Source organism: Candidatus Endomicrobiellum agilis (assembly GCF_020328115.1).
Taxonomy (GTDB): domain Bacteria; phylum Elusimicrobiota; class Endomicrobiia; order Endomicrobiales; family Endomicrobiaceae; genus Endomicrobiellum; species Endomicrobiellum agilis.
Genome location: NZ_JAIXMW010000006.1, coordinates 84,098 through 103,144, shown reverse-complemented (window position 1 = coordinate 103,144; position 19,047 = coordinate 84,098). Strand labels below are relative to the sequence as shown.

Below are 19,047 nucleotides of genomic sequence, written 5' to 3'. Positions count from 1 at the left end.
TGAGAATGATCATACCGCTTAAAGGATTCTGATAAAAAAAGTTTATCCCTTTCCCCTTCTGTTTGGATTGTCTAAGGGAATGAGACAGCAACAGAAACGACCGCAACACGCGACTGAAAACGAAGTCGCAACAAGGACGCAAAAGGAAGCAAACTTAATCACGAAACTGTAAAATCATTCAGTAAATAATAGGTTAATTGGAATAATATTGATAATCGCGATGTTGTGCAGCGACTGTATTAAATCATTGACTCAAACTGTGGATGATATATCGAATACGAACGACAATTCTTCTACCGTCGTCTTTAAGAGGAGTTAGCAAGCAGCTTTAATTATAGATTTAATCGTTTATTTTGGGGTGGTGTTTTTTGTTTTCTTTCTTTTTCGTTACCTGCCCTAATAAAGCAGATACGGACAATGACCGACTGACTCCGACATTAAGTTAAGAAAACGCGACGCGATAAATATAGAAAGCATTTCTTTGATGTCAGGTAAATAATCATTAGCAAGTTGCCGCAGGCAGCTATATGAAATATTGCTAACTAACATATGTTCTACTTGAATTGACAAATATACAGGTGATATAAAAAACCGTTTTTCGCGTTATAAAAAGGCTGCTTATTTGATAGCCGATAGATTACAGTAGCTCTTCTTTTGATTATGTACTTTACAAATGATAATATTTTATTAATAATAAAATTCTTATTCATCTCTTTCCGTCCATATAAATATAAAAATGAAAAAGATAGTATCTCTGCGCTTGGTCGTAACTTTAATCGCCGGCTACAGTATGAAGTCTGCTGATATTGGAAAACATATGAATTCTGCTAGAAGATGATAAAAGTAAGTTGCCTCCAATCCTTTCACCTTCGCTTAAGCCTTCAAAAACACCAACACCCACACCTCCATCAAATGAAAACAATCCAAGAACGCCTGATAATGTTCCTCCTTCCCCTTGTGTTACTTGTTATTAGTATTTACTACGCTGAATATAAGTGACACATATCTCTCTGTATTGATGCTAATATTATTGCCTATATTACTGCTGCTACCGCCATTGCTTGTCTTGTATACGCGCAAGGAATTAAGCGTTGTTTCAAAACTTCAAAGCTAAAGCTGATGACGCTAACTCAAAAGGGAAAAAAGTGCAAGCAACAGCAAAGGAAGTAAAGACTCTAAATGAAAGTGGAGAAGCTCATTATCAAAACTGCTCCGTTCCTGTGATGTCTTCTTATAAGTTAATGTTGCTATGGCTAAAGAGAATTAAAAATACCGCTATATTTGCTTACTGACACACCAAAAAAGGAGCGGTTTCACAGACGCTCCTTTTTTTAACCGATAAGATTAACTGACGAGATCGAGATTAATGGATAATTGCGTTTTACTGTATCCGTAAATCGACAGGCATTCCAACTTTACAAGCCCTTAGAATGAATCTCTTTGTTATAGATATGTTCGCTAATAATTGCATTAAAATTAGTTATATGCAAAGTTTTGCCATCTTTTACATATGAGGTGAGGATATAGATATGAAAAGAGTAATCTGCCTTTCTCATACTGAAGGTAAAATTCGAGCGGACAATTATTTTACAAAATATTTGAGTTTTCTACTTAATTTGAATTATCATTCCACTCAAGTCAAACATTTGAAAGGAGTTAATGCGGGTTCGCTCTATGAAACCGTACGATACGGATCATAAGCAGGTACGAATTAGTTCCTATGTACGTTCTTATTCGTCTTTGCCTCAGTACTTGTAAGGAGCGTCTCCGTTGCTTACTAATTTTATTCCTCTTGGAAACATAAAATCTCATGCGGAACGACTTCAACCGTTTTTAACTACAGTAAATATTGAACCGATATAAATCCGTGAAGCGGACACCGCCTAAAGCTGTTTAGCTATCTTATATGTCGAGTTTACAGGTAACTATAGGCTCTTTTTAAATGCCTAGCGACAGCAAAAAGGAGAACGGAGCGGCTTGATATCGCTTCGTCTTTATTGTTGATGAAGAAACATATCTCGCTTAAACGCTCGCAGAAAATGCATTTGAAAATTTAAGAACAAATAATATTTTAGTATGTTGAAACAAGAAATGGATTATTTATTTTGGGTTTCAAGAAGTATATTCTACGACACAATTTGTTCTGAAAAAATATTATAACTGCAAAGCAAACTAAAGAATAAAAAACAGAAATTAAATATAAAGACAGATACAGTTTTATTTTGCAATTCCTACTTTACTGTCTTAAATATTTCTTTCATATCGTTTGGAAGTTCAGCGGTAAATCTAACTGTTCTTGAAGTTGATGGGTGCGTAAAAGTTATATTATGCGCATGCAACATCTGCCTCTCATATTTCATTCCCCCGATTACTTCTGGTCCGCCATATTGCTGATCGCCTATAAGCGGATGATTTATATATTTCATGTGGCTTCTTATCTGATGAGTTCTACCTGTAATAATTTTTACTTCCAACAAAGTGTAGCCATCTTTTCTTGCAAGAACCTTAAATTCCGTAATAGCCATTTTTTTTGCAAGAGGATTCACAGACATAAGTTTTCTGTTTTGAGGAGATCTTCCCAGCGGCGCTTCTATTCTGCCTTTATTTTCAGAAATAATACCTTTTACCGCGGCGTAATATATTTTATTTACAGCTCTTTTTTGAAATTGTTTTGAAATACTTATTTTAGCTTTTTCATTCTTCGCAAAAATAATAAGTCCCGAAGTACTTTTATCAAGTCTGTGCACTAAATAAGGATCATATTTCCCACCGAAATATCTCATTAAAGCATTGAGCAGAGTTCCCGACGCATGACCATAAGACGGGTGAACTACAATACCAGGCTGCTTATTTACAACAATAATATCATCATCTTCATATACAATTTCAAGTTTTATTTTTTCAGGTTTTATACGAAGCTTTTGTTCTTTTTCAAATTCAACCGTTATAACATCGCCATGTCTTAATTTACAACTTACAGGAACAGACTTACCGTTTACAAAAACTTTTTTTCTACACACAAGTTTTTGAAAATAAGAACGGGAATAATCCTTATGTATCGAAGCCAAATAAGAATCCATTCTTTCCATTTCGAATTTTTCATATATTATTTTTTCCTGCATATTACAAAAATCCCTATCATAAACAGAAAAACAGATATTATTTGCGATATAGAAAAACCAAAATACTGCATTCCCCTGTAATCATCACGGAAAAACTCAATGGCAAACCTTAAAACAGCATAACTCATAATGTAAATCGCAAAAGACATGCCAAGTTTATGCTCTTTTTTAGAATAAAAATGCAAAAATACAAATAATAAAAAATTTATAAAAGCTTCGTAGAGCTGAGTCGGATGCAGAGATTTTCCTATAACAGCCAAAGAATATTCGTTAGTAAATACTACCGCCCATGGAAGGTTGCTCTCTTTTCCGTAACAACAACCGGCAAAAAAACAACCGATTCTCCCTATGGCATGTCCTAAAGCTAAAGCCGGAGCAAAAAAATCGCTTAAATTAAGTAAAATCACATTTTTTCTTTTCGCATATATATAGAGATAGATTATTATGGCAATAAAACCTCCGTAATAAACAAGCCCTCCTTGCCATACTTTAAGAATATCTAGCGGGTATAAAATAAATTCGTTTAAATTTATAAGAACAAAAAGAAGTCTCGCTCCCATTATGCCAAAAATCATCATATATATAAAAAGAGAATATAAGTCATTTTGCGAAATAATTTTCTCTTTTGATTTTTTTATCAAATACGAAAGATAAAAAATAGCCGCGACAAAAGCCGCAGCCATAAAAAGACCATAAGTATAGATTGTAAAACTTCCAAATCTAAAAAGAATTGGGTGCATATTTATACCTTTTCTTCCTTTTGCCGCTTAGAAAACATCAAAATATCAACAAAAATAATAACTGCTGCTATAAAAATACAGGAATCGGCGACATTAAATGCAGGCCATCTTAAAGAATTAATCCCAAAATCAAGAAAATCAACAACAGCACTACGCAACAATCTATCTATAAGATTCCCAAGCCCTCCCGAAATAACAAGACAAAAAGCATATCTCTGAACTTTGCGAATTTTATTCCAGTTTTTATAAAGCCATATCGATACAGCAAGCAAAAACAAAAACACTATAAGCGCAAATAATGAATTCCTGCCTTGAAACATGCTGAAAGACGCTCCTGTGTTACGAATGTTTACAATATTGAAAAAATCAAGAAACGAAATAACATTGACTGAAGAAGCATAGTCTATAAATTTATCCACTAAAGTCTTTGTAAGCTGATCTAAAATAAGTGCAATAATACCTACCAGCAGCGGTCTTTTCATCTATTCGACAACCTCTCTGCATCTCGGGCATAATCCGTCTTTTATACCATCGATATGTCTCCAGCATCTTGCACATTTTCCGTACTCTGATTTTGCAGCTTCTATTAGCAAATCATCTTTATCCGAAAAGTTACACTTTATATCCCAACTACCCAGCGTCAGATTCATAAGTTTCACATCTTTAAAAACTTCATTATATTTTTGTCCGTACGTTATATTTAACGAAGCCTCAAGATTTGAACCTATAACTTTGTTCCGCCTTAATTTTTCATAAGAAGCTAACGCTTCTTTTCTTACGTAAAATATCTTTTCCCATTTTTCAAGTGTTTCGACATTAAGAATACATTTACCGTTTGCCGCTGGAAAATCCGCAAGAAAAACCGATTGCGGCAGATCATGCACTAATTTTCTCATTTCTTTCCAAGCTTCTTCAGCGGTAAACGAAAGTATCGGCGACACAAGCCTTATTATAACGGAACAGATTTCGAGCATTGCAGACTGGGCACTCTTCCTTTCCCTACTGTCTTTTTTATCGCAGTAGAGAACATCCTTTAAAGCATCAAGGTAAAAACCGCTTAAAAATACTATGCAAAAGTTATTTATCGCTGTCGCGACTCTATGGAACTCGTAATTTTTATAAGAGGATACAGTACACGATATAAGCTGCTGAAGCCTGTTCAACGCATATTTATCAGTCTCCTGCATATATTCAAAAGGCAAAGCCTGTATCGCTAAATCAAAATCGGCGAGATTTCCCAATAAAAATCTTATTGTATTTCTTATTTTTCTATAAGTATCGCTTAAACCTTTTATAATCTCATCAGATATTCTTATGTCCTCTTTGTAATCGCTTGAAGCTACCCAAAGACGGACGACATCGGCTCCATATTTATTTATTAACTGTTCGCTTGACACAATATTGCCTATTGACTTTGACATTTTTTTTCCTTGTCCGTCGACAACAAAACCGTGCGTCAAAACACTTTTATAGGGCGATTTTCCTTTTATTGCCACAGACGGGATCATAGAAGTTTGAAACCATCCGCGATGCTGGTCACTTCCTTCAACATATAAATCCGCGGGATATTCCAAATCTCTATAGTTTCCACTTGACAAAACGGCTTCATAAGAAACACCAGAATCAAACCATACGTCCAATATGTCTTTTTCTTTTTTAAAATTTGAACAATTGCACGAAGAGCATTTTGCAACGGTTCCTTTCAAAAGTTCTTCTGCACTCATTTCAAACCACGAATTAGATCCTTTCTCTCCAAACAATGCCGATATCCTGTCTATAACTTCAGAATCAAGCAGCGGTTCGCCGCATTCTCTACAGTAAAACACAGGTATAGGAACTCCCCACAAACGCTGGCGACTTAAACACCAGTCCGGACGTCCTTCAAGCATTGCCGTTATTCTATTTTTGCCATATTTTGGAATCCACTGGACGTTTTTCACAGACTCCAATAATCTCTTTCTCAAATCATTATGCTCCACCGACAAAAACCACTGTGGCGTAGCTCTAAAAATTATTGGATTCTTACATCTCCAGCAGTGTGGATACGAATGAGATAATCTTAATTTCGCCAGAATTTTTCCTTCTTTCTCAAGCTTTTCTATTATCAAAGGATTTGCTCTATAAACGTGAATACTCTCAAATTCTGGAACTTCTTTTGTGTACAACCCTTTATCGTCGACAGGAGATATAATTTCGAGACCGTATTCCAATCCTGCTTGATAGTCTTCCGGTCCATGTCCCGGTGCTATATGCACTATGCCGGTTCCATCTTCTACACTCACAAATTCAGCCACAATACACTGTGACCATCTGTCTGCAATCAACGGACTTTGGCACTTCACATTTACAAAATCAACACCTTTAGCTTTAAAAACAATCTCAAAATTTACGGCTTTTATTTTATCTTTAACGCTTTCAGCCAAATCTTTCGCGACTATAAGCTTTTCCTCTCTTAGATCTTCAAACTTATAAACCGCAGCGACATATTCATAGTCCTTATTAAAAGCCAATGCGACATTTGCAGGAAGCGTCCACGGAGTTGTTGTCCATATTAGCACGGAAAAACCTTCTAATACAGTTTCTTTGGTCTTAAACGCTTCAGGAAGCGATATTATCCGAAACTTTACAAAAATAGAATCCGAATTAATATCCGCATATTCAACTTCGGCATCCGCCATAGCCGTCTCGCAAGTAGGACACCAGTAAACAGGCTTTTTTCTTCTATATATAAATCCTTTTTTTACCAAGTCGCCGAAAACTTTTATTATAGACATTTCGTATTTAGGATCTAGAGTCAAATAAGGATGATCCCAATCTGCTATAACACCAAGCCTTTTAAATTCACTTTTCTGTATTTCAATAAACTTTCTTGCAAAATCGGCAGCTTGCTTCCTGAAAACGAGCCTATCAACTTTACTTTTGTCGATTTTCATTTCCTTTAAAACAAGTTGTTCAATAGGAAGACCGTGACAGTCCCAACCGGGAGTAAAAGGCACATAATTTCCAGACATAGAACGATACTTTACAATGAAATCTTTTAAAACCTTATTAAGTCCAGTTCCTATATGTATACTTGCATTTGCATAAGGAGGACCGTCATGAAAAATAAATTTTTCTCGGTTTTTATTTTTTTCACAGATTTTAATATAAAGATGCTCTTTATCCCACTCCTCAATAAAAGCAGGCTCTTTCCGCGCAAGATTCGCTTTCATCTGAAAATCTGTTCTAGGAAGATTTAGCGTCTTTGAATAATTTTTTTCTTCATTCATTTTCACTTATCCCAACAAACTCTTTAACTTGTTACATTGACACTTTATTTTATATAGATTTACGGTATTGTATCCAAAACCTCGTTAAGCTCTTCTTCTAGACGTCCCAATATTTCAATAGTTTTTTCTCTGCCTCTTTCGCCTTTTCTCAAGAAAATCATCGATCTTTTCACGTCAAAAAATTCTGACAAAAAATCGCAAAGCTCTTCATTCGCTTTGCCCTCAACCGCAGGCATCGTAATCTTTACTCTTAAAATAGATCCAACCCTGCTCACGACCTCATTTCTCTTCGCATTGGGTATCACTCTAACTTTAATAATCATTATAATTCCCCCATCTCACAAATAGGTTGAAATTCACTTACTAAGTTTTTTAGATGTTTCCATAGCTTGTTCCATAGCTTTATAAACAATATCTAAAAGATTTCTAGACTCGAAATAATTCAACGCCGCTTCAGTTGTACCGTTTAAAGATTTCACTTTTTCTTTTAATGTTCCGGCAAATTCCTCTGTCACGTCAAGCATTTTGCCCGAGCCATAAACAGTTTGAACCGCAAACTTTTTTGCAATATCTTTGTTAAGTCCAAGTTTCTCAGCGGCTTTTTGCATAAGTTCGCAGAAATAAAATATGTACGCAGGTCCCGAGCCAGACAACGCCGTAATAACATTAAAATTTTTCTCGTCAAGAATCTCAGCTTTTCCTATAGCTGAAAATAAACATTTCGCCCTTTGAAGTTGCTCGTCTGAAACGAATCTCCCTTTGCACAAAGCCGTAGCACCTGAAAGCACAAGAGCTGGAGTATTAGGCATTGCTCTGATAACCGCAACGTTTTTTTGAATATTGTCTTCAATAAACCTCGTCGTTATTCCAGCAGCAATTGAAATAACAATCGCTTTCCTTTTTATAAAATTTCTTATCTCATCAAATACTTTAAGCATATTCTGCGGTTTAACGGAAAGAAAAATTATATCGGCTCCTATTATAGCTTCACCTTTGTCTTCGGAGATTGATACGCTGAATTTTCTTTGGAGATTTAACACTTTTTCTTTAACTATGTCATTGCAAACAATATTTTCAGCCTTAACAAGTCTCGCACCTAAAAGACCGCCTATAATAGCCTGTGCCATATTTCCGGAACCGATAAAAAAAAGCTTTTTACTTATTTCCATAATTTCTTTTCCCAAATATTGCCGAACCTACCCTCACCATAGTAGCGCCTTCTTCAACGGCAATTTTATAATCGTCTGACATTCCCATAGATAAAATATTAAATTCGGAACTGCCAAAAGATCTTTTTATGTTTTCAAATAATTTATACGTTTGTTTAAAATAAGGTCTCGAATCTTCGGGATTATCGCTATAAGGCGCTATAACCATTAACCCTTTTATTAAAATGTTCGGAATTGACAGACACTGTTTATAAAAATCTTCTAAATCATCAGGACTGACGCCAGTTTTAGTAACTTCGTGCGAAACTTTTACTTCGACAAGACAATTCTGCAACTTGCCCATACCCGCCGCATGGCGACCTATAGCAACAGCAAGGTCTATACTGTCTAAAGAGTGTATCAAATCAAAATTTTCTACAGCTTTTTTTGCCTTGTTTGATTGTAAATGTCCGACAAAATGCTTTGTAATACCGTCAAGAGAGGAGCCAAGTCGCCCAAATTTGAGCAACGCTTCCTGTATTTTACTTTCTCCGATATGTTCTATCTCGTGTTTCAAAGCTTCTAAAACATCCCAATAAGGAAAAGTTTTTGTCACTGCTACAAGTTCAACAACATCAGTAGAGGCATTTTTGACTGAATCTATGGCATTTTTAATGAATTCTATGTTTGCACGGATATTGTTCATTTATATTTCTTTAGTATTCTTTAATAATATCGTTATAATTATAGCATATTCTTTGCTATTTTAAGAACTTTAAAATGAGTTGCTTTTCAATATTTATGTAATTGCCAAGAATTGAGTTTAATCTGTTGCGGTAATACTACTGTTAGTCATAGAATTCTTGAGTTTGCGGAGAGCGATATTTGCTTTGTGGTGACGCGGATTAAACCTTAAGGTAAGTTCCCATGCACGTTCAGCTTCATAATATTTACCCTGTGCGTACAAGACTAGTCCTTCAGCATATTTTTTATCGGCCGACGCTTCGTCGTATTCAACTTTTTCTTCCTGCTGTCCTTCAGACTGGCTAGTCGTTTTATTCTTTACCGACAATGACTTTGAAAGCTCAGCTACGGATTTACCAATATATTCTCTTGCTTTGTTACAGTATTCCAGAGTTTTTGAAAAATTATTACTGCTTACAAATTTTTCAAGCTCTTCCATTTCCTTTACACACTGTAACCATTTCCTCAAATTATATTTTTCAATTCCCCTTTTTAGCATTTCTCTCGCCTGCATATCGAGTTTTTTCTCTCTCTCTTCCAATTTTTCAAGCTTAAGAATCGTATCTATTTTCTTGCTGTAATCTTTTACTTCTTCGGTCCCGCCAACAAAACCAATATTCTTTTTCCATTCGTTTAGCGCCTCTTTGTAATTGGCGTCGTAGTAAGCGACATATGCTTTCGCATAAGTTAATTTCCCAAAATCCGACTCATTGTTACTATATGCCGTTTCTTTCATCATCTTAGCGATTTTTTCATAAAGATCCCGAGGCAATTCATAATCCGGACAAGACATAACTATAGCGGAAAGCATATCCGTAGCTCTTAAATATTCTTTATTATCATATAAACGTTTTGCTTCTACAAATTTTTTTTCGGCATTTTTAAAATTCATTTCCCTTTTGTTTAAAGCAGCATACGCTTCTTTTGAAAGTTCGTCCGAAAATTCATCAGATTTTTTAAAATTCCATTTATAAGTAAGTCCAAAACGGTTTATTAAACCCATATTTCCAAAATCGGCAGCATAATTCAATATAAACGAATAAAAACTTATCCCTATGCCAAAAGTAAAATGCTCAGGATAATATCCGGCACACAAAGTGTATTTGTCTGCAATTATGTAAGCTAAACCCCCGCAAAAATTCGTATAACCATCTTCACGTTTTAAATCGGCATAAATATTTATCGTATCTTTTGATTTAAATCTGTTGCACACTGGAAAAATAAAAGCAAAACTTAATCTATAAATTATCGGTATTCCATCTTCTCTACCGTCGCCATTGTTCAGTCGACTTACAGTAAAATTCTGCGCCGATATTCCCAGCTTTACTTTCAAGACATTGCCGAAATCAATAATTTTTGAAAGTCCGCCGTCAATTGCATATGTACCATTTTTAAAATTTAAATCACGAGGTAAACATTTAGCACTAAATCCGCAAGCTACATTTAAAAAATTTATAAAACAGGAGGCAGCGACAACAAAATCCCAAGTATTTACAGAATTGACTTTTTCAGGATTGCTGAATATATCTTTTCTCAGCTCTACATTTCCGCTCGACAAATTAGAAGCGGAAATCCCAATAAACGCTTTCTTTTCCGCTCCAAACACTGCTGATATTGAATTATGGGAACTTCCTTCAAACAAATTAAATCTTGAAAAACTTACAGCATTCCCGGGGAAAAACACCATAAGCGACGGGTTGTACTGTAAACTTGCAGGATCGTCATAAGCTGAAAATACGCTTTCGCCAGTGCCGAAAGAAGTTACACTCGAGCCATGCGATAAAAAATGTCTCCTTCTTCCAAATTCAGAGTAAGAGATTCGCGTATTTACAATAATAAGCGTTAACGACAAAACAACTGCTATTATTTTACTATTAAGATTCTGCATTTTTCTGTTTCCGTTTTATTTAAATACCTTTTAGTTAAAACCGCTAGATAAGTGCCGCTGTAAAGCATCCTGCCGGCGTCGTCCTTTCCGTCATACATTATAATTTGCGGAGCATTTCCCGGAAAGGATATAGTCGACGATTCCCATATTTTATCGCCGTACTCAGAATAAATCGTTATCTGTGCTGTTCCATTTTGATACATAGGAAAAACAAAAGCAGTTTGAGCGACTCTTGTTGGATTAAAAGGATTTGGAGCATTATAAAATCTTTTTGGCAGGCCTCCTGTTATAAAAGAATAAACCTCAGTTTTAAGAGAAGCACCAAACTTATTTTTTACTATCATATACCAATAATATCGTTTTCTATGGTCGAGATTTGAAATGGTAAACGACAGCGAATTAACACCAGGTCCACTGTCAACTTCAGGTAACTTTGATTCTGATTGCTCAAACCCAAGATATAATTTATAAGATAGCAAATCATTCTCTTCATCGCTCTTTACACTCCATGAAAAGCAAACATTATCAGGCGAAACATCATTAAGCAGACTCGGAGATTTTCTAACGAAATTATAAGGTCTTGTAGTAACATGCCAACACCCTGATATTTCACAGAGTTTATCTGTGGTTATATATTTATAATTGTAGCTCCCTTTCTTTAAACGCAAACTGCATATACAGATATTATCTTCTACATTGCTTTTATTCATCGTATGAGTCTTTGTCGAACCATCTGGGGATGTTAAAATAAGTTGAGGAAGTTCTGATTGACCGTTATACTTTACCTTAAAAACTGCATCTTCGCCGTATATTGAAAAAGTATTTTGTTCATGCAACGGCTCTATGAGTTGAACTTTGTCAAACAAAGACGCAAAATTGCCTCCCATCCCATGATTAAATTCTTGAAAATAATCGTATGAAATTTCATCATAGTCGCCTTTGCTGCCTCTAGATAAAACCTTTCCATCAAACGGAAAAATGGCACCATCTACGAAAAGTCCTCTATGACGCATAAAAAAATCACTCTGATCCAGATCTTGGTAACCTGTCGACTGTTCAGCAAAAACTACGACGGCAATAATCGCGCTGCAAAAAACTGAAAATAATAAAACACATAATATTTTTCTCATAAATTAAAGTACGTTTTAATATATATTAAAAATCAAAAAAACTAGTTTAAATAAAGAAACTCTTTATTTTCTCATCTTTAAATTTTCCACATTTTTCCCATCAACAACTCTGATAGGATATTTTTGCGCATAATATTTTTTTAATGCTTTTATCTTTCTATTTCTTGCAAAATAACTACGAGTCTGATGAAGCATAAAACCATGCTTTCTGTACTTATCTTCAAACAATAGGTACTTTATCACATTTGCTTGTATCTTTAAAGCCATAGGGAGCATTTTGTTCACTATTTCCTTATTGAACTCGGATAACGGCATAAAATTTGTAGAAAACTCAACCGAAGACGAGCTGCAGTTCTGTCCGTAAAAACCTATATGTTGAACATAACAATTTTTTGGAACCATAAGCCTTATGCCGTTGTCAATTAAAAAATCAGATAATATAAAATCCATACAGCCCGAATTTCCTTCTTGTTTTAAAACAAATTTTTGAAGAAGATCTTTTGAGACACAAATTCCAGCAAAACCAACGTTCTCTTTATACACAAATTCCCCGTCAAAATATATGTCCCTGTGAAGTTCCGAATTATATAGTCCCAAAAAGCCGTCAGTTCTATCAAAGTTATTTAAAATATAGTCTATTGCGTCAGGTCTTAACAATAAATCAGAATCACAAATAAATAAAACATCGTTTTCTGTATTTAAAAAATCAAGTATAATTTTATAAGTATGCCTATCAGCTTTTAAGTTATTTTCCCCGTCCACAATCCATGCATTAAATTTATTAAATAACTGTCTTAAATAATCACTATCAAATTCAGTGCTGCAATCGTTAAAAACCTTTATTATACTTTTATTAACATTTGAACACTCATATAAAGATTTTGCGGTAATCTCAAGATATTGTTTTCTGTTGTAAACAGGTATTGCAATCATCAGCTTCATTTCAAAACCCTTATAAAAGTTTTCGTAAAGCTTCCAAAACGTTGTCATTGGATATATTTTTTATATCATTTTCTAAGCTGTTGTTTTTCGTATCAACAAAAATCTGAACAGCGTTTGGATTGTTAGGAGCCCAAATTATATCAACTCTCTCATAAGTATTTGAATAATTTAAATACAAAGCGACTGTCTTCTTATTAAAAGCTGTCGCAATATGAACTATAGACGTATCGGGAGTAATCACCACATCCGCGCATTTTATTAAGGCGGCACTTTTCAGTATCGATTCGAAGCTAGACACGAAAGTCCTGTCACTCTCCAAAGATATTATTTTCTTTTTATTTTTTTGCTGGCATAACACAAATACACAACAGTCAATTTCATTCTCTATAATGTCAATTAGTTCTTTAAGTTTCAAATAACTAAAACTTCTATGTTTGCTTGCGGCAAAAGGATTTAAAACTATCCTATATTTCGCATTACATTTCTTGATTAATTTAAGAGCTTCGCTCTCTTCTTTATAAGTAAAAGTTATATCGTACTTTAAATCAGGATTTTCAATTTTCAGGACTTTTAAAAGATGCTCATACCATTTTGAAATATGTAGCCTAAAAAAACTCACATCTATTGAAAAATCGTAAATATTATATGAACTCTTGTAAAATCCTATGAGAAATTCTGGAGCGATAATACGCAACATCAACATGTGTTTAAGGCGAGGTCTGAATGGATAAAAATCAACAGCAAGACTTATATTTTGCCTCTGCAATTCTCTAAAAACCAAAATATCTCTAAAAAAACTTTTCCCGGTTTCATATATCTGATCAACATTACTATTGTATCTTATTATTTCTCTGTTACTTCTACCACAGAGAACTATAACCTTAATACTGGGATATTTCTTTTTTATTTCCCTAAAAAATAAGGTCGAAACCACAGTATCGCCCATCTTGTTGTCATTTCTAAAAAACAAAACAGACTTGGCTCTACTCGCATCTAAAACCTTGCCAGATTTACTTTTCTTATCAAAAAACTTTTTTGCCAACAATTCTCTTAAAGATCTTATTCTTGCTTTTAACCCGCTCTGCATTCTCTCGCTTTCCAATATTACTCATCAAGAAATTTGCACAATCCTTTCCGCGCTATAAAAATAATCTATCTGCCTTATGTCCCTGACTGCCATGAATTTAAATACTCTTCCTGTTCTTCTGTGAGAGCGTCTATTTTAATACCCATAGAATTCAGCTTGAGTCTTGCTATTTCGTTGTCGAGTTTTTCAGGAACCACATATACAATGTTTTCAAGACTTACACAGTTTTCAACCAAATATTGCACAGAAAGCGCCTGATTTGCAAAAGACATATCCATGACACTTGCGGGATGTCCTTCAGCAGCTGCAAGGTTTATCAATCTCCCCTCGCCAAGTACGTATATAGTTTTATCGTTTTTCAAAGTGTACTCATCAACGAAATCTCTTACGTTTTTTACGAATTCGGACATATCCCTCAACGTCTTTAAATTTATTTCACTGTTAAAATGCCCGGAATTACAGACAATTGCGCCATCTTTCATTAAAGAGAAATGATCGCCGTCAATTACGTTTAAACTGCCTGTGAGAGTAATAAAAATATCGCCCTTTTTTGCGGCTTCTTTCATCGGCATAACTTCAAATCCGTCCATAGTCGCTTCAATCGCTTTAAGATGGTCAATCTCAGTTACTATGACATGCGCACCAAGACCTTTTGCTCTCATGGCAAAACCTCTGCCGCACCATCCATAACCCGCGGTGACAACAACCTTACCGGCAAACAAAATATTTGTAGCTCTTATTATACCATCTACCGACGACTGTCCCGTACCGTATCTGTTGTCAAAGAAATGCTTTGTCAACGCATCGTTAACAGCAATAACCGGATATGCGAGAGCTTTACATTTTGCCATAGCCCTAAGTCTTACAACACCTGTTGTAGTCTCTTCTGTCCCACCTATAATATCTCTTAATAAATCCCTTCTCCCCAAAAGAATTGTCGTAATTAAATCGGCACCGTCATCCATAGTTATTTGAGGTTTTATATCCAAAACTGCATTTATATGTTTATAATAAGTCTCGTTATCTTCACCCTTAATCGCAAAAACAGGAATATTGTAACGTTCTACCAAAGAAGCGGCAACATCATCTTGAGTTGACAAAGGGTTTGATGCACATAAATATATTTCTGCCCCGCCGCCTTTTAGTGCAATAGCCAGATTTGCCGTTTCTGCAGTAATATGCAAACAAGACGAAATTTTCTTTCCTTTTAAGGGTTTTTCCTTTAAGAATCTTTCCCTTATCTGCTTTAATACAGACATTTCTTTTTCAGCCCATAAAATTCTTTTGCTGCCTTTCTCGGCAAGTTTAATATCTTTTATATCGTATTTCATTTTATTCCACATTAAAAAATTGACGATATACTTCCACAGCGAACATTTTAGTCTCCACATTCTCGTTTCAGTTCACCAACTTTATTGAGTTTTTCCCATGTAAAATCTTTTCCATTTCTACCAAAATGTCCATAAGCGGCAGTTTGGGCAAAAATAGGTCTGCGAAGCTGTAAGTAATCCGTAATACCTTTAGGAGTAAGTGGAAATATTTTTCTCACTGCAGATTCTAACATCGAATCTGAAATTTTACCAGAATGATGCGTGTCAATCATTACCGAAACAGGATCTGCCACCCCAATTGCATAAGCAAGCTGTACCGTACATTTATCGGCAAAATCGGCCGCAACTATATTTTTTGCAATATGCCTTGCCATATAACAGGCGCTCCTGTCAACTTTTGTAGAATCTTTACCTGAAAATGCTCCACCGCCGTGCGCGGTTATCCCACCATAAGTGTCAACTATTATTTTTCTTCCGGTAAGACCGGTATCCGCCGCAGGTCCACCAAATAAAAACTTTCCCGTAGGATTTATATATACCCTTGTGTCCTCATCAATCAATTCTCCAAGAGCGTATTTAATAACCTCTTTTTCGATTTCCTTTTTTGATTTTTTTGTTATGCTATTTCCTGCCATATCCAGAATTGCTTCAGTATGCTGTGTCGACAAAACAACCGCATCTATTCTTTTCGGTTTCCAATCCACATATTCAACAGTTACTTGTGTCTTGCCGTCGGGTCCCAAATACGGTAAAATGCCTTTTTTTCTTACTTCAGCAAGTCTCACCGCGAGCTTATGCGCTAACATTATAGGCAAAGGCATAAGTTCGGGGGTTTCTTTGCATGCAAACCCTATCATCAATCCTTGATCGCCGGCTCCGCCGATATCAACGCCCATAGCAACATCTGGAGACTGCGCATTTACAGCGTCTATAATCGCGCATATATTGTAGTCAAATCCAAAGGATATCTTATCATAACCTATTTCTTTTAAAGCTTTCTTTATAATATCTCTGATATTAACCCTTGCACTTGTAGTAATTTCTCCGCCTATAATAAGCAACCCTTTAGAAATAAAAGTCTCGCACGCAACTCTCGCCTTTGAATCTTGTTTTAAAATAGCATCCAAAATACTGTCTGAAATTATATCACACACTTTATCGGGGTGACCTTCGGTGACAGATTCAGACGTAAAAAAATAACCCTGTTTATTTGACATAAAAATCACCTCTTAATAAGCAGTATAAGTTAAGCCAGCTGGTTACAAATTACTTTTGCAACAAAGTCCGGCGAAATGGAATCCATGCATACAGCCTTATCAAAACCTCTAATGCATTTTAGGTCCCAGTCTTTAATTACCGTAAAACAATCTGAACATAATCCCGATGTAATATTTATATTATTTTCATAACCGACATATTTAGCATTAGAGGGACCGAAAAGAACAACGGATTTCACATTCAAAGCTCTAGCGATATGTACACAACCGCCGTCGGTATCAATATGGAGCGACGAATACTTAATAACCGAGCAAAGCTCGTCAAAAGAAGTTTTTCCGTTCAAATCTATATCTGTCTCTTCAAAACAATCGCTGCTTATACCGACCTGAACTACCTTAAAATATTTTAATTTTCTCTTTATGTTTTCCAACAATCTTTTCCAGCTTTTAGTTTCCCATATTTTTGTGTGCCATCTATTTATCCTCGGGACATAACCTCTATTTCCCCAACCATGCTGAAAAGTTATATATTTATCCCTTTTACTCAACCCAAATTTCGCAATATCCTGATATTTATAATTTAACACCAAATCATTTTCTTTAACGTCCTTAATACCGGCAGTCAGCTTCATAACAGAATTAATATTTAAACCGTTTTTAACAGCTTCTTTCTGAAAAAGATACTGGTTTTCAGGACCAAAACAGTATGGATATTCCTTCTTTATCTCCTCAAAATCGGTCGCAAACTTCTTCAAAATATCGTTTTTTAAATTATTTATCTTTAAATCAGCTATACCCGACGTCACTTTGTTTAAACTCAAATAATCTACGATAATATCATATTTCTTACGCGTAAGCTCTATAGAATAATCATAAAAGAAAAATCTTATATTTTTTACATCCGCTAAAAATGGTTTAGATTTTATATTATAAATATCAATTATCACCGATGGAAATATATCAATAAGTTTTAACACCGCACTTTTTTGTCTTATAATATCGCCGATACCACCTGCAAGAACTACAGCGATATAAATTCTTTTATCCTCGTTTTTTCCCGACATTAGATAGAAAGAATGAGGAAAACTTTTAAGGAAATCTTTAATTATTTTTCTTTTTTTGATTTTTTGATTTTGCCTCTTTATTTTCATGCTCAATGAAGTCAGCTCTGCATCGGCTTCTTCCAATGCTATTTTATGCGCTTCAGGGCAAAACAAAATCATAGACTCCTCTCACTTTTTTTAGCAGACTTAAACGGTTTTCCTTTAGGAGGTTCTTCTTTCTTGACATCTATTTTTTTTTCGTTTTCCCCAAAAACTCTTTTCCTTATTTCAGCCTCTATTTCTTCGGCAACTGCGGAATTTTCGGACAAAAATGTTTTTACATTATCTCTTCCTTGTCCGAGTCTCTCACCTTTATAGCTGAAAAATGCCCCCGCTTTCTCAATTATTCCGTCATTTACGCCCATATCTATCAAATAGCCAAGCTTATCAACGCCCTGTCCAAATATTATTTCAAATTCAGCCTGCTTAAAAGGCGCCGCAACTTTATTTTTTACAACTTTGACTCTTACTCTGTTGCCTAAAATTTCTTCACCTTTTTTAATTGATTCGATTCTTCTTATATCCAGTCTTACTGAAGAATAAAATTTGAGCGCAAGCCCTCCGGGAGTTGTTTCAGGGTTTCCCCACATCACTCCTATTTTTTGTCTCAACTGGTTTATAAATATTATTGAAGTTTTCGATTTAGAAATATTTGAAGTAAGTTTTCTAAGCGCCTGACTCATAAGTCTTGCCTGAAGACCCACAAAAGAATCCCCCATCTCGCCTTCAATTTCAGCTTTAGGAACAAGAGCCGCTACAGAGTCGACAACTATAATATCAACCGCTCCGGAACGTATAAGCTTATCCGCAATTTCAAGCCCTTGCTCACCTGAATCCGGCTGCGATATTAAAAGATTGTCTATATCCACGCCAAGTTTTTGCGCATACTCAGGATCCATGGCGTGTTCTGCGTCAATATATGCCGCAATACCGCCAAGCTTTTGCGCCTCAGCAACCATACACAAAGCAAGCGTTGTTTTTCCTGACGACTCTGGACCATAAATCTCAATTATCCTTCCGCGCGGGATTCCTCCCACGCCGATAGCTATATCAAGAGGAAGAGCGCCTGTTGGTATTGAATCAACTTTTTCTTTCAAATGCTTCTCGCCAAGTCTCATAATCGCTTCTTTCCCAAAATCTTTTTCAATCTGTAAAAGAGCTAAATCCAACGCCTTAAGCTTTTCGTCTTTTGCCATAACTTCCCCCGACTATATTTCTATTTCCGCTCATAAGTTATTATCAACAATAAATCCCCCCCCTCTATGCCAATTTCCTGTCTAAAAGCGATAAGGAAAAGAATCATATTAATACTTTTACAATTTTGCC

16 protein-coding genes are annotated in these 19,047 nt (G+C 35.3%); 1 reads left to right on the top strand and 15 read right to left on the bottom strand.

The window, feature by feature from the left end; genetic code table 11:
• The first annotated feature begins 1,091 nt into the window (after positions 1-1,091).
• Positions 1,092-1,292, top strand: coding sequence for a hypothetical protein (locus LE179_RS04755; RefSeq protein WP_374129227.1), 201 nt, complete (start codon positions 1,092-1,094; stop codon positions 1,290-1,292).
• A gap of 939 nt (positions 1,293-2,231) precedes the next feature.
• Here LE179_RS04755 and LE179_RS04750 read toward each other — a convergent pair.
• The 15 genes from LE179_RS04750 to recA all read right to left on the bottom strand — a co-directional run bounded on the left by LE179_RS04750 (position 2,232) and on the right by recA (position 18,917).
• Entirely contained in the window at positions 2,232-3,122 is an 891-nt protein-coding gene (locus tag LE179_RS04750) for an RluA family pseudouridine synthase (RefSeq protein WP_374129226.1), read from the bottom strand.
• The gene (gene lgt, locus LE179_RS04745) at positions 3,107-3,862 is read right to left on the bottom strand and encodes a prolipoprotein diacylglyceryl transferase (RefSeq protein ID WP_374129225.1); all 756 of its coding nucleotides are present in this window, start codon (positions 3,860-3,862) and stop codon (positions 3,107-3,109) included. Before lgt ends, LE179_RS04750 begins: the two co-directional genes overlap by 16 nt.
• A gap of 2 nt (positions 3,863-3,864) precedes the next feature.
• On the bottom strand, positions 3,865-4,344 hold the full coding sequence (lspA, locus tag LE179_RS04740) for a signal peptidase II (RefSeq protein WP_374129224.1): 480 nt from the start codon (positions 4,342-4,344) through the stop codon (positions 3,865-3,867).
• Positions 4,345-7,131, bottom strand: coding sequence for an isoleucine--tRNA ligase (gene ileS, locus LE179_RS04735; RefSeq protein ID WP_374129223.1), 2,787 nt, complete (start codon positions 7,129-7,131; stop codon positions 4,345-4,347).
• 59 nt (positions 7,132-7,190) lie between these two features.
• Positions 7,191-7,454 (bottom strand): DUF167 domain-containing protein, encoded by a 264-nt coding sequence (locus LE179_RS04730; protein WP_374129222.1) that lies wholly within the window; start codon positions 7,452-7,454, stop codon positions 7,191-7,193.
• A 33-nt stretch (positions 7,455-7,487) separates the two neighbouring features.
• Positions 7,488-8,300: a pyrroline-5-carboxylate reductase gene (gene proC, locus LE179_RS04725; protein ID WP_374129221.1), complete on the bottom strand. Its 813-nt coding sequence runs from the start codon at positions 8,298-8,300 to the stop codon at positions 7,488-7,490.
• Positions 8,287-8,985 (bottom strand): YggS family pyridoxal phosphate-dependent enzyme, encoded by a 699-nt coding sequence (locus LE179_RS04720; RefSeq protein WP_374129220.1) that lies wholly within the window; start codon positions 8,983-8,985, stop codon positions 8,287-8,289. Before LE179_RS04720 ends, proC begins: the two co-directional genes overlap by 14 nt.
• A 117-nt stretch (positions 8,986-9,102) precedes the next feature.
• On the bottom strand, positions 9,103-10,911 hold the full coding sequence (locus LE179_RS04715) for a hypothetical protein (protein WP_374129219.1): 1,809 nt from the start codon (positions 10,909-10,911) through the stop codon (positions 9,103-9,105).
• Entirely contained in the window at positions 10,887-12,041 is a 1,155-nt protein-coding gene (locus LE179_RS04710; RefSeq protein WP_374129218.1) for a hypothetical protein, read from the bottom strand. The genes LE179_RS04715 and LE179_RS04710 overlap by 25 nt, the downstream gene beginning before the upstream one ends.
• Positions 12,042-12,104: 63 nt before the next feature.
• Positions 12,105-13,031, bottom strand: coding sequence for a glycosyltransferase family A protein (locus LE179_RS04705; protein WP_374129217.1), 927 nt, complete (start codon positions 13,029-13,031; stop codon positions 12,105-12,107).
• On the bottom strand, positions 12,994-14,070 hold the full coding sequence (locus tag LE179_RS04700; RefSeq protein WP_374129216.1) for a glycosyltransferase family 9 protein: 1,077 nt from the start codon (positions 14,068-14,070) through the stop codon (positions 12,994-12,996). Before LE179_RS04700 ends, LE179_RS04705 begins: the two co-directional genes overlap by 38 nt.
• Before the next feature lie 74 nt (positions 14,071-14,144).
• The gene (gene ahcY / locus LE179_RS04695) at positions 14,145-15,401 is read right to left on the bottom strand and encodes an adenosylhomocysteinase (protein WP_374129280.1); all 1,257 of its coding nucleotides are present in this window, start codon (positions 15,399-15,401) and stop codon (positions 14,145-14,147) included.
• 47 nt (positions 15,402-15,448) lie between these two features.
• Positions 15,449-16,618, bottom strand: coding sequence for a methionine adenosyltransferase (gene metK / locus LE179_RS04690; RefSeq protein WP_374129215.1), 1,170 nt, complete (start codon positions 16,616-16,618; stop codon positions 15,449-15,451).
• Between the two features lie 29 nt (positions 16,619-16,647).
• Entirely contained in the window at positions 16,648-17,841 is a 1,194-nt protein-coding gene (locus LE179_RS04685) for a glycosyltransferase family 9 protein (RefSeq protein ID WP_374129214.1), read from the bottom strand.
• Complete coding sequence (recA, locus tag LE179_RS04680; protein WP_374129213.1) at positions 17,838-18,917, bottom strand: recombinase RecA; 1,080 nt, start codon at positions 18,915-18,917, stop codon at positions 17,838-17,840. The genes LE179_RS04685 and recA overlap by 4 nt, the downstream gene beginning before the upstream one ends.
• Positions 18,918-19,047 lie beyond the last annotated feature (130 nt).

What these genes read in the sequence shown, in the direction of transcription:
- LE179_RS04750 (WP_374129226.1), bottom strand. Translation starts at nt 3,122, where the DNA reads ATGCAGGAAAAAATAATATATGAAAAATTCGAAATGGAAAGAATGGAT.
- lgt (WP_374129225.1), bottom strand. Translation starts at nt 3,862, where the DNA reads ATGCACCCAATTCTTTTTAGATTTGGAAGTTTTACAATCTATACTTAT.
- lspA (WP_374129224.1), bottom strand. Translation starts at nt 4,344, where the DNA reads ATGAAAAGACCGCTGCTGGTAGGTATTATTGCACTTATTTTAGATCAG.
- ileS (WP_374129223.1), bottom strand. Translation starts at nt 7,131, where the DNA reads ATGAATGAAGAAAAAAATTATTCAAAGACGCTAAATCTTCCTAGAACA.
- LE179_RS04730 (WP_374129222.1), bottom strand. Translation starts at nt 7,454, where the DNA reads ATGATTATTAAAGTTAGAGTGATACCCAATGCGAAGAGAAATGAGGTC.
- proC (WP_374129221.1), bottom strand. Translation starts at nt 8,300, where the DNA reads ATGGAAATAAGTAAAAAGCTTTTTTTTATCGGTTCCGGAAATATGGCA.
- LE179_RS04720 (WP_374129220.1), bottom strand. Translation starts at nt 8,985, where the DNA reads ATGAACAATATCCGTGCAAACATAGAATTCATTAAAAATGCCATAGAT.
- LE179_RS04715 (WP_374129219.1), bottom strand. Translation starts at nt 10,911, where the DNA reads ATGCAGAATCTTAATAGTAAAATAATAGCAGTTGTTTTGTCGTTAACG.
- LE179_RS04710 (WP_374129218.1), bottom strand. Translation starts at nt 12,041, where the DNA reads ATGAGAAAAATATTATGTGTTTTATTATTTTCAGTTTTTTGCAGCGCG.
- LE179_RS04705 (WP_374129217.1), bottom strand. Translation starts at nt 13,031, where the DNA reads ATGACAACGTTTTGGAAGCTTTACGAAAACTTTTATAAGGGTTTTGAA.
- LE179_RS04700 (WP_374129216.1), bottom strand. Translation starts at nt 14,070, where the DNA reads ATGCAGAGCGGGTTAAAAGCAAGAATAAGATCTTTAAGAGAATTGTTG.
- ahcY (WP_374129280.1), bottom strand. Translation starts at nt 15,401, where the DNA reads ATGAAATACGATATAAAAGATATTAAACTTGCCGAGAAAGGCAGCAAA.
- metK (WP_374129215.1), bottom strand. Translation starts at nt 16,618, where the DNA reads ATGTCAAATAAACAGGGTTATTTTTTTACGTCTGAATCTGTCACCGAA.
- LE179_RS04685 (WP_374129214.1), bottom strand. Translation starts at nt 17,841, where the DNA reads ATGATTTTGTTTTGCCCTGAAGCGCATAAAATAGCATTGGAAGAAGCC.
- recA (WP_374129213.1), bottom strand. Translation starts at nt 18,917, where the DNA reads ATGGCAAAAGACGAAAAGCTTAAGGCGTTGGATTTAGCTCTTTTACAG.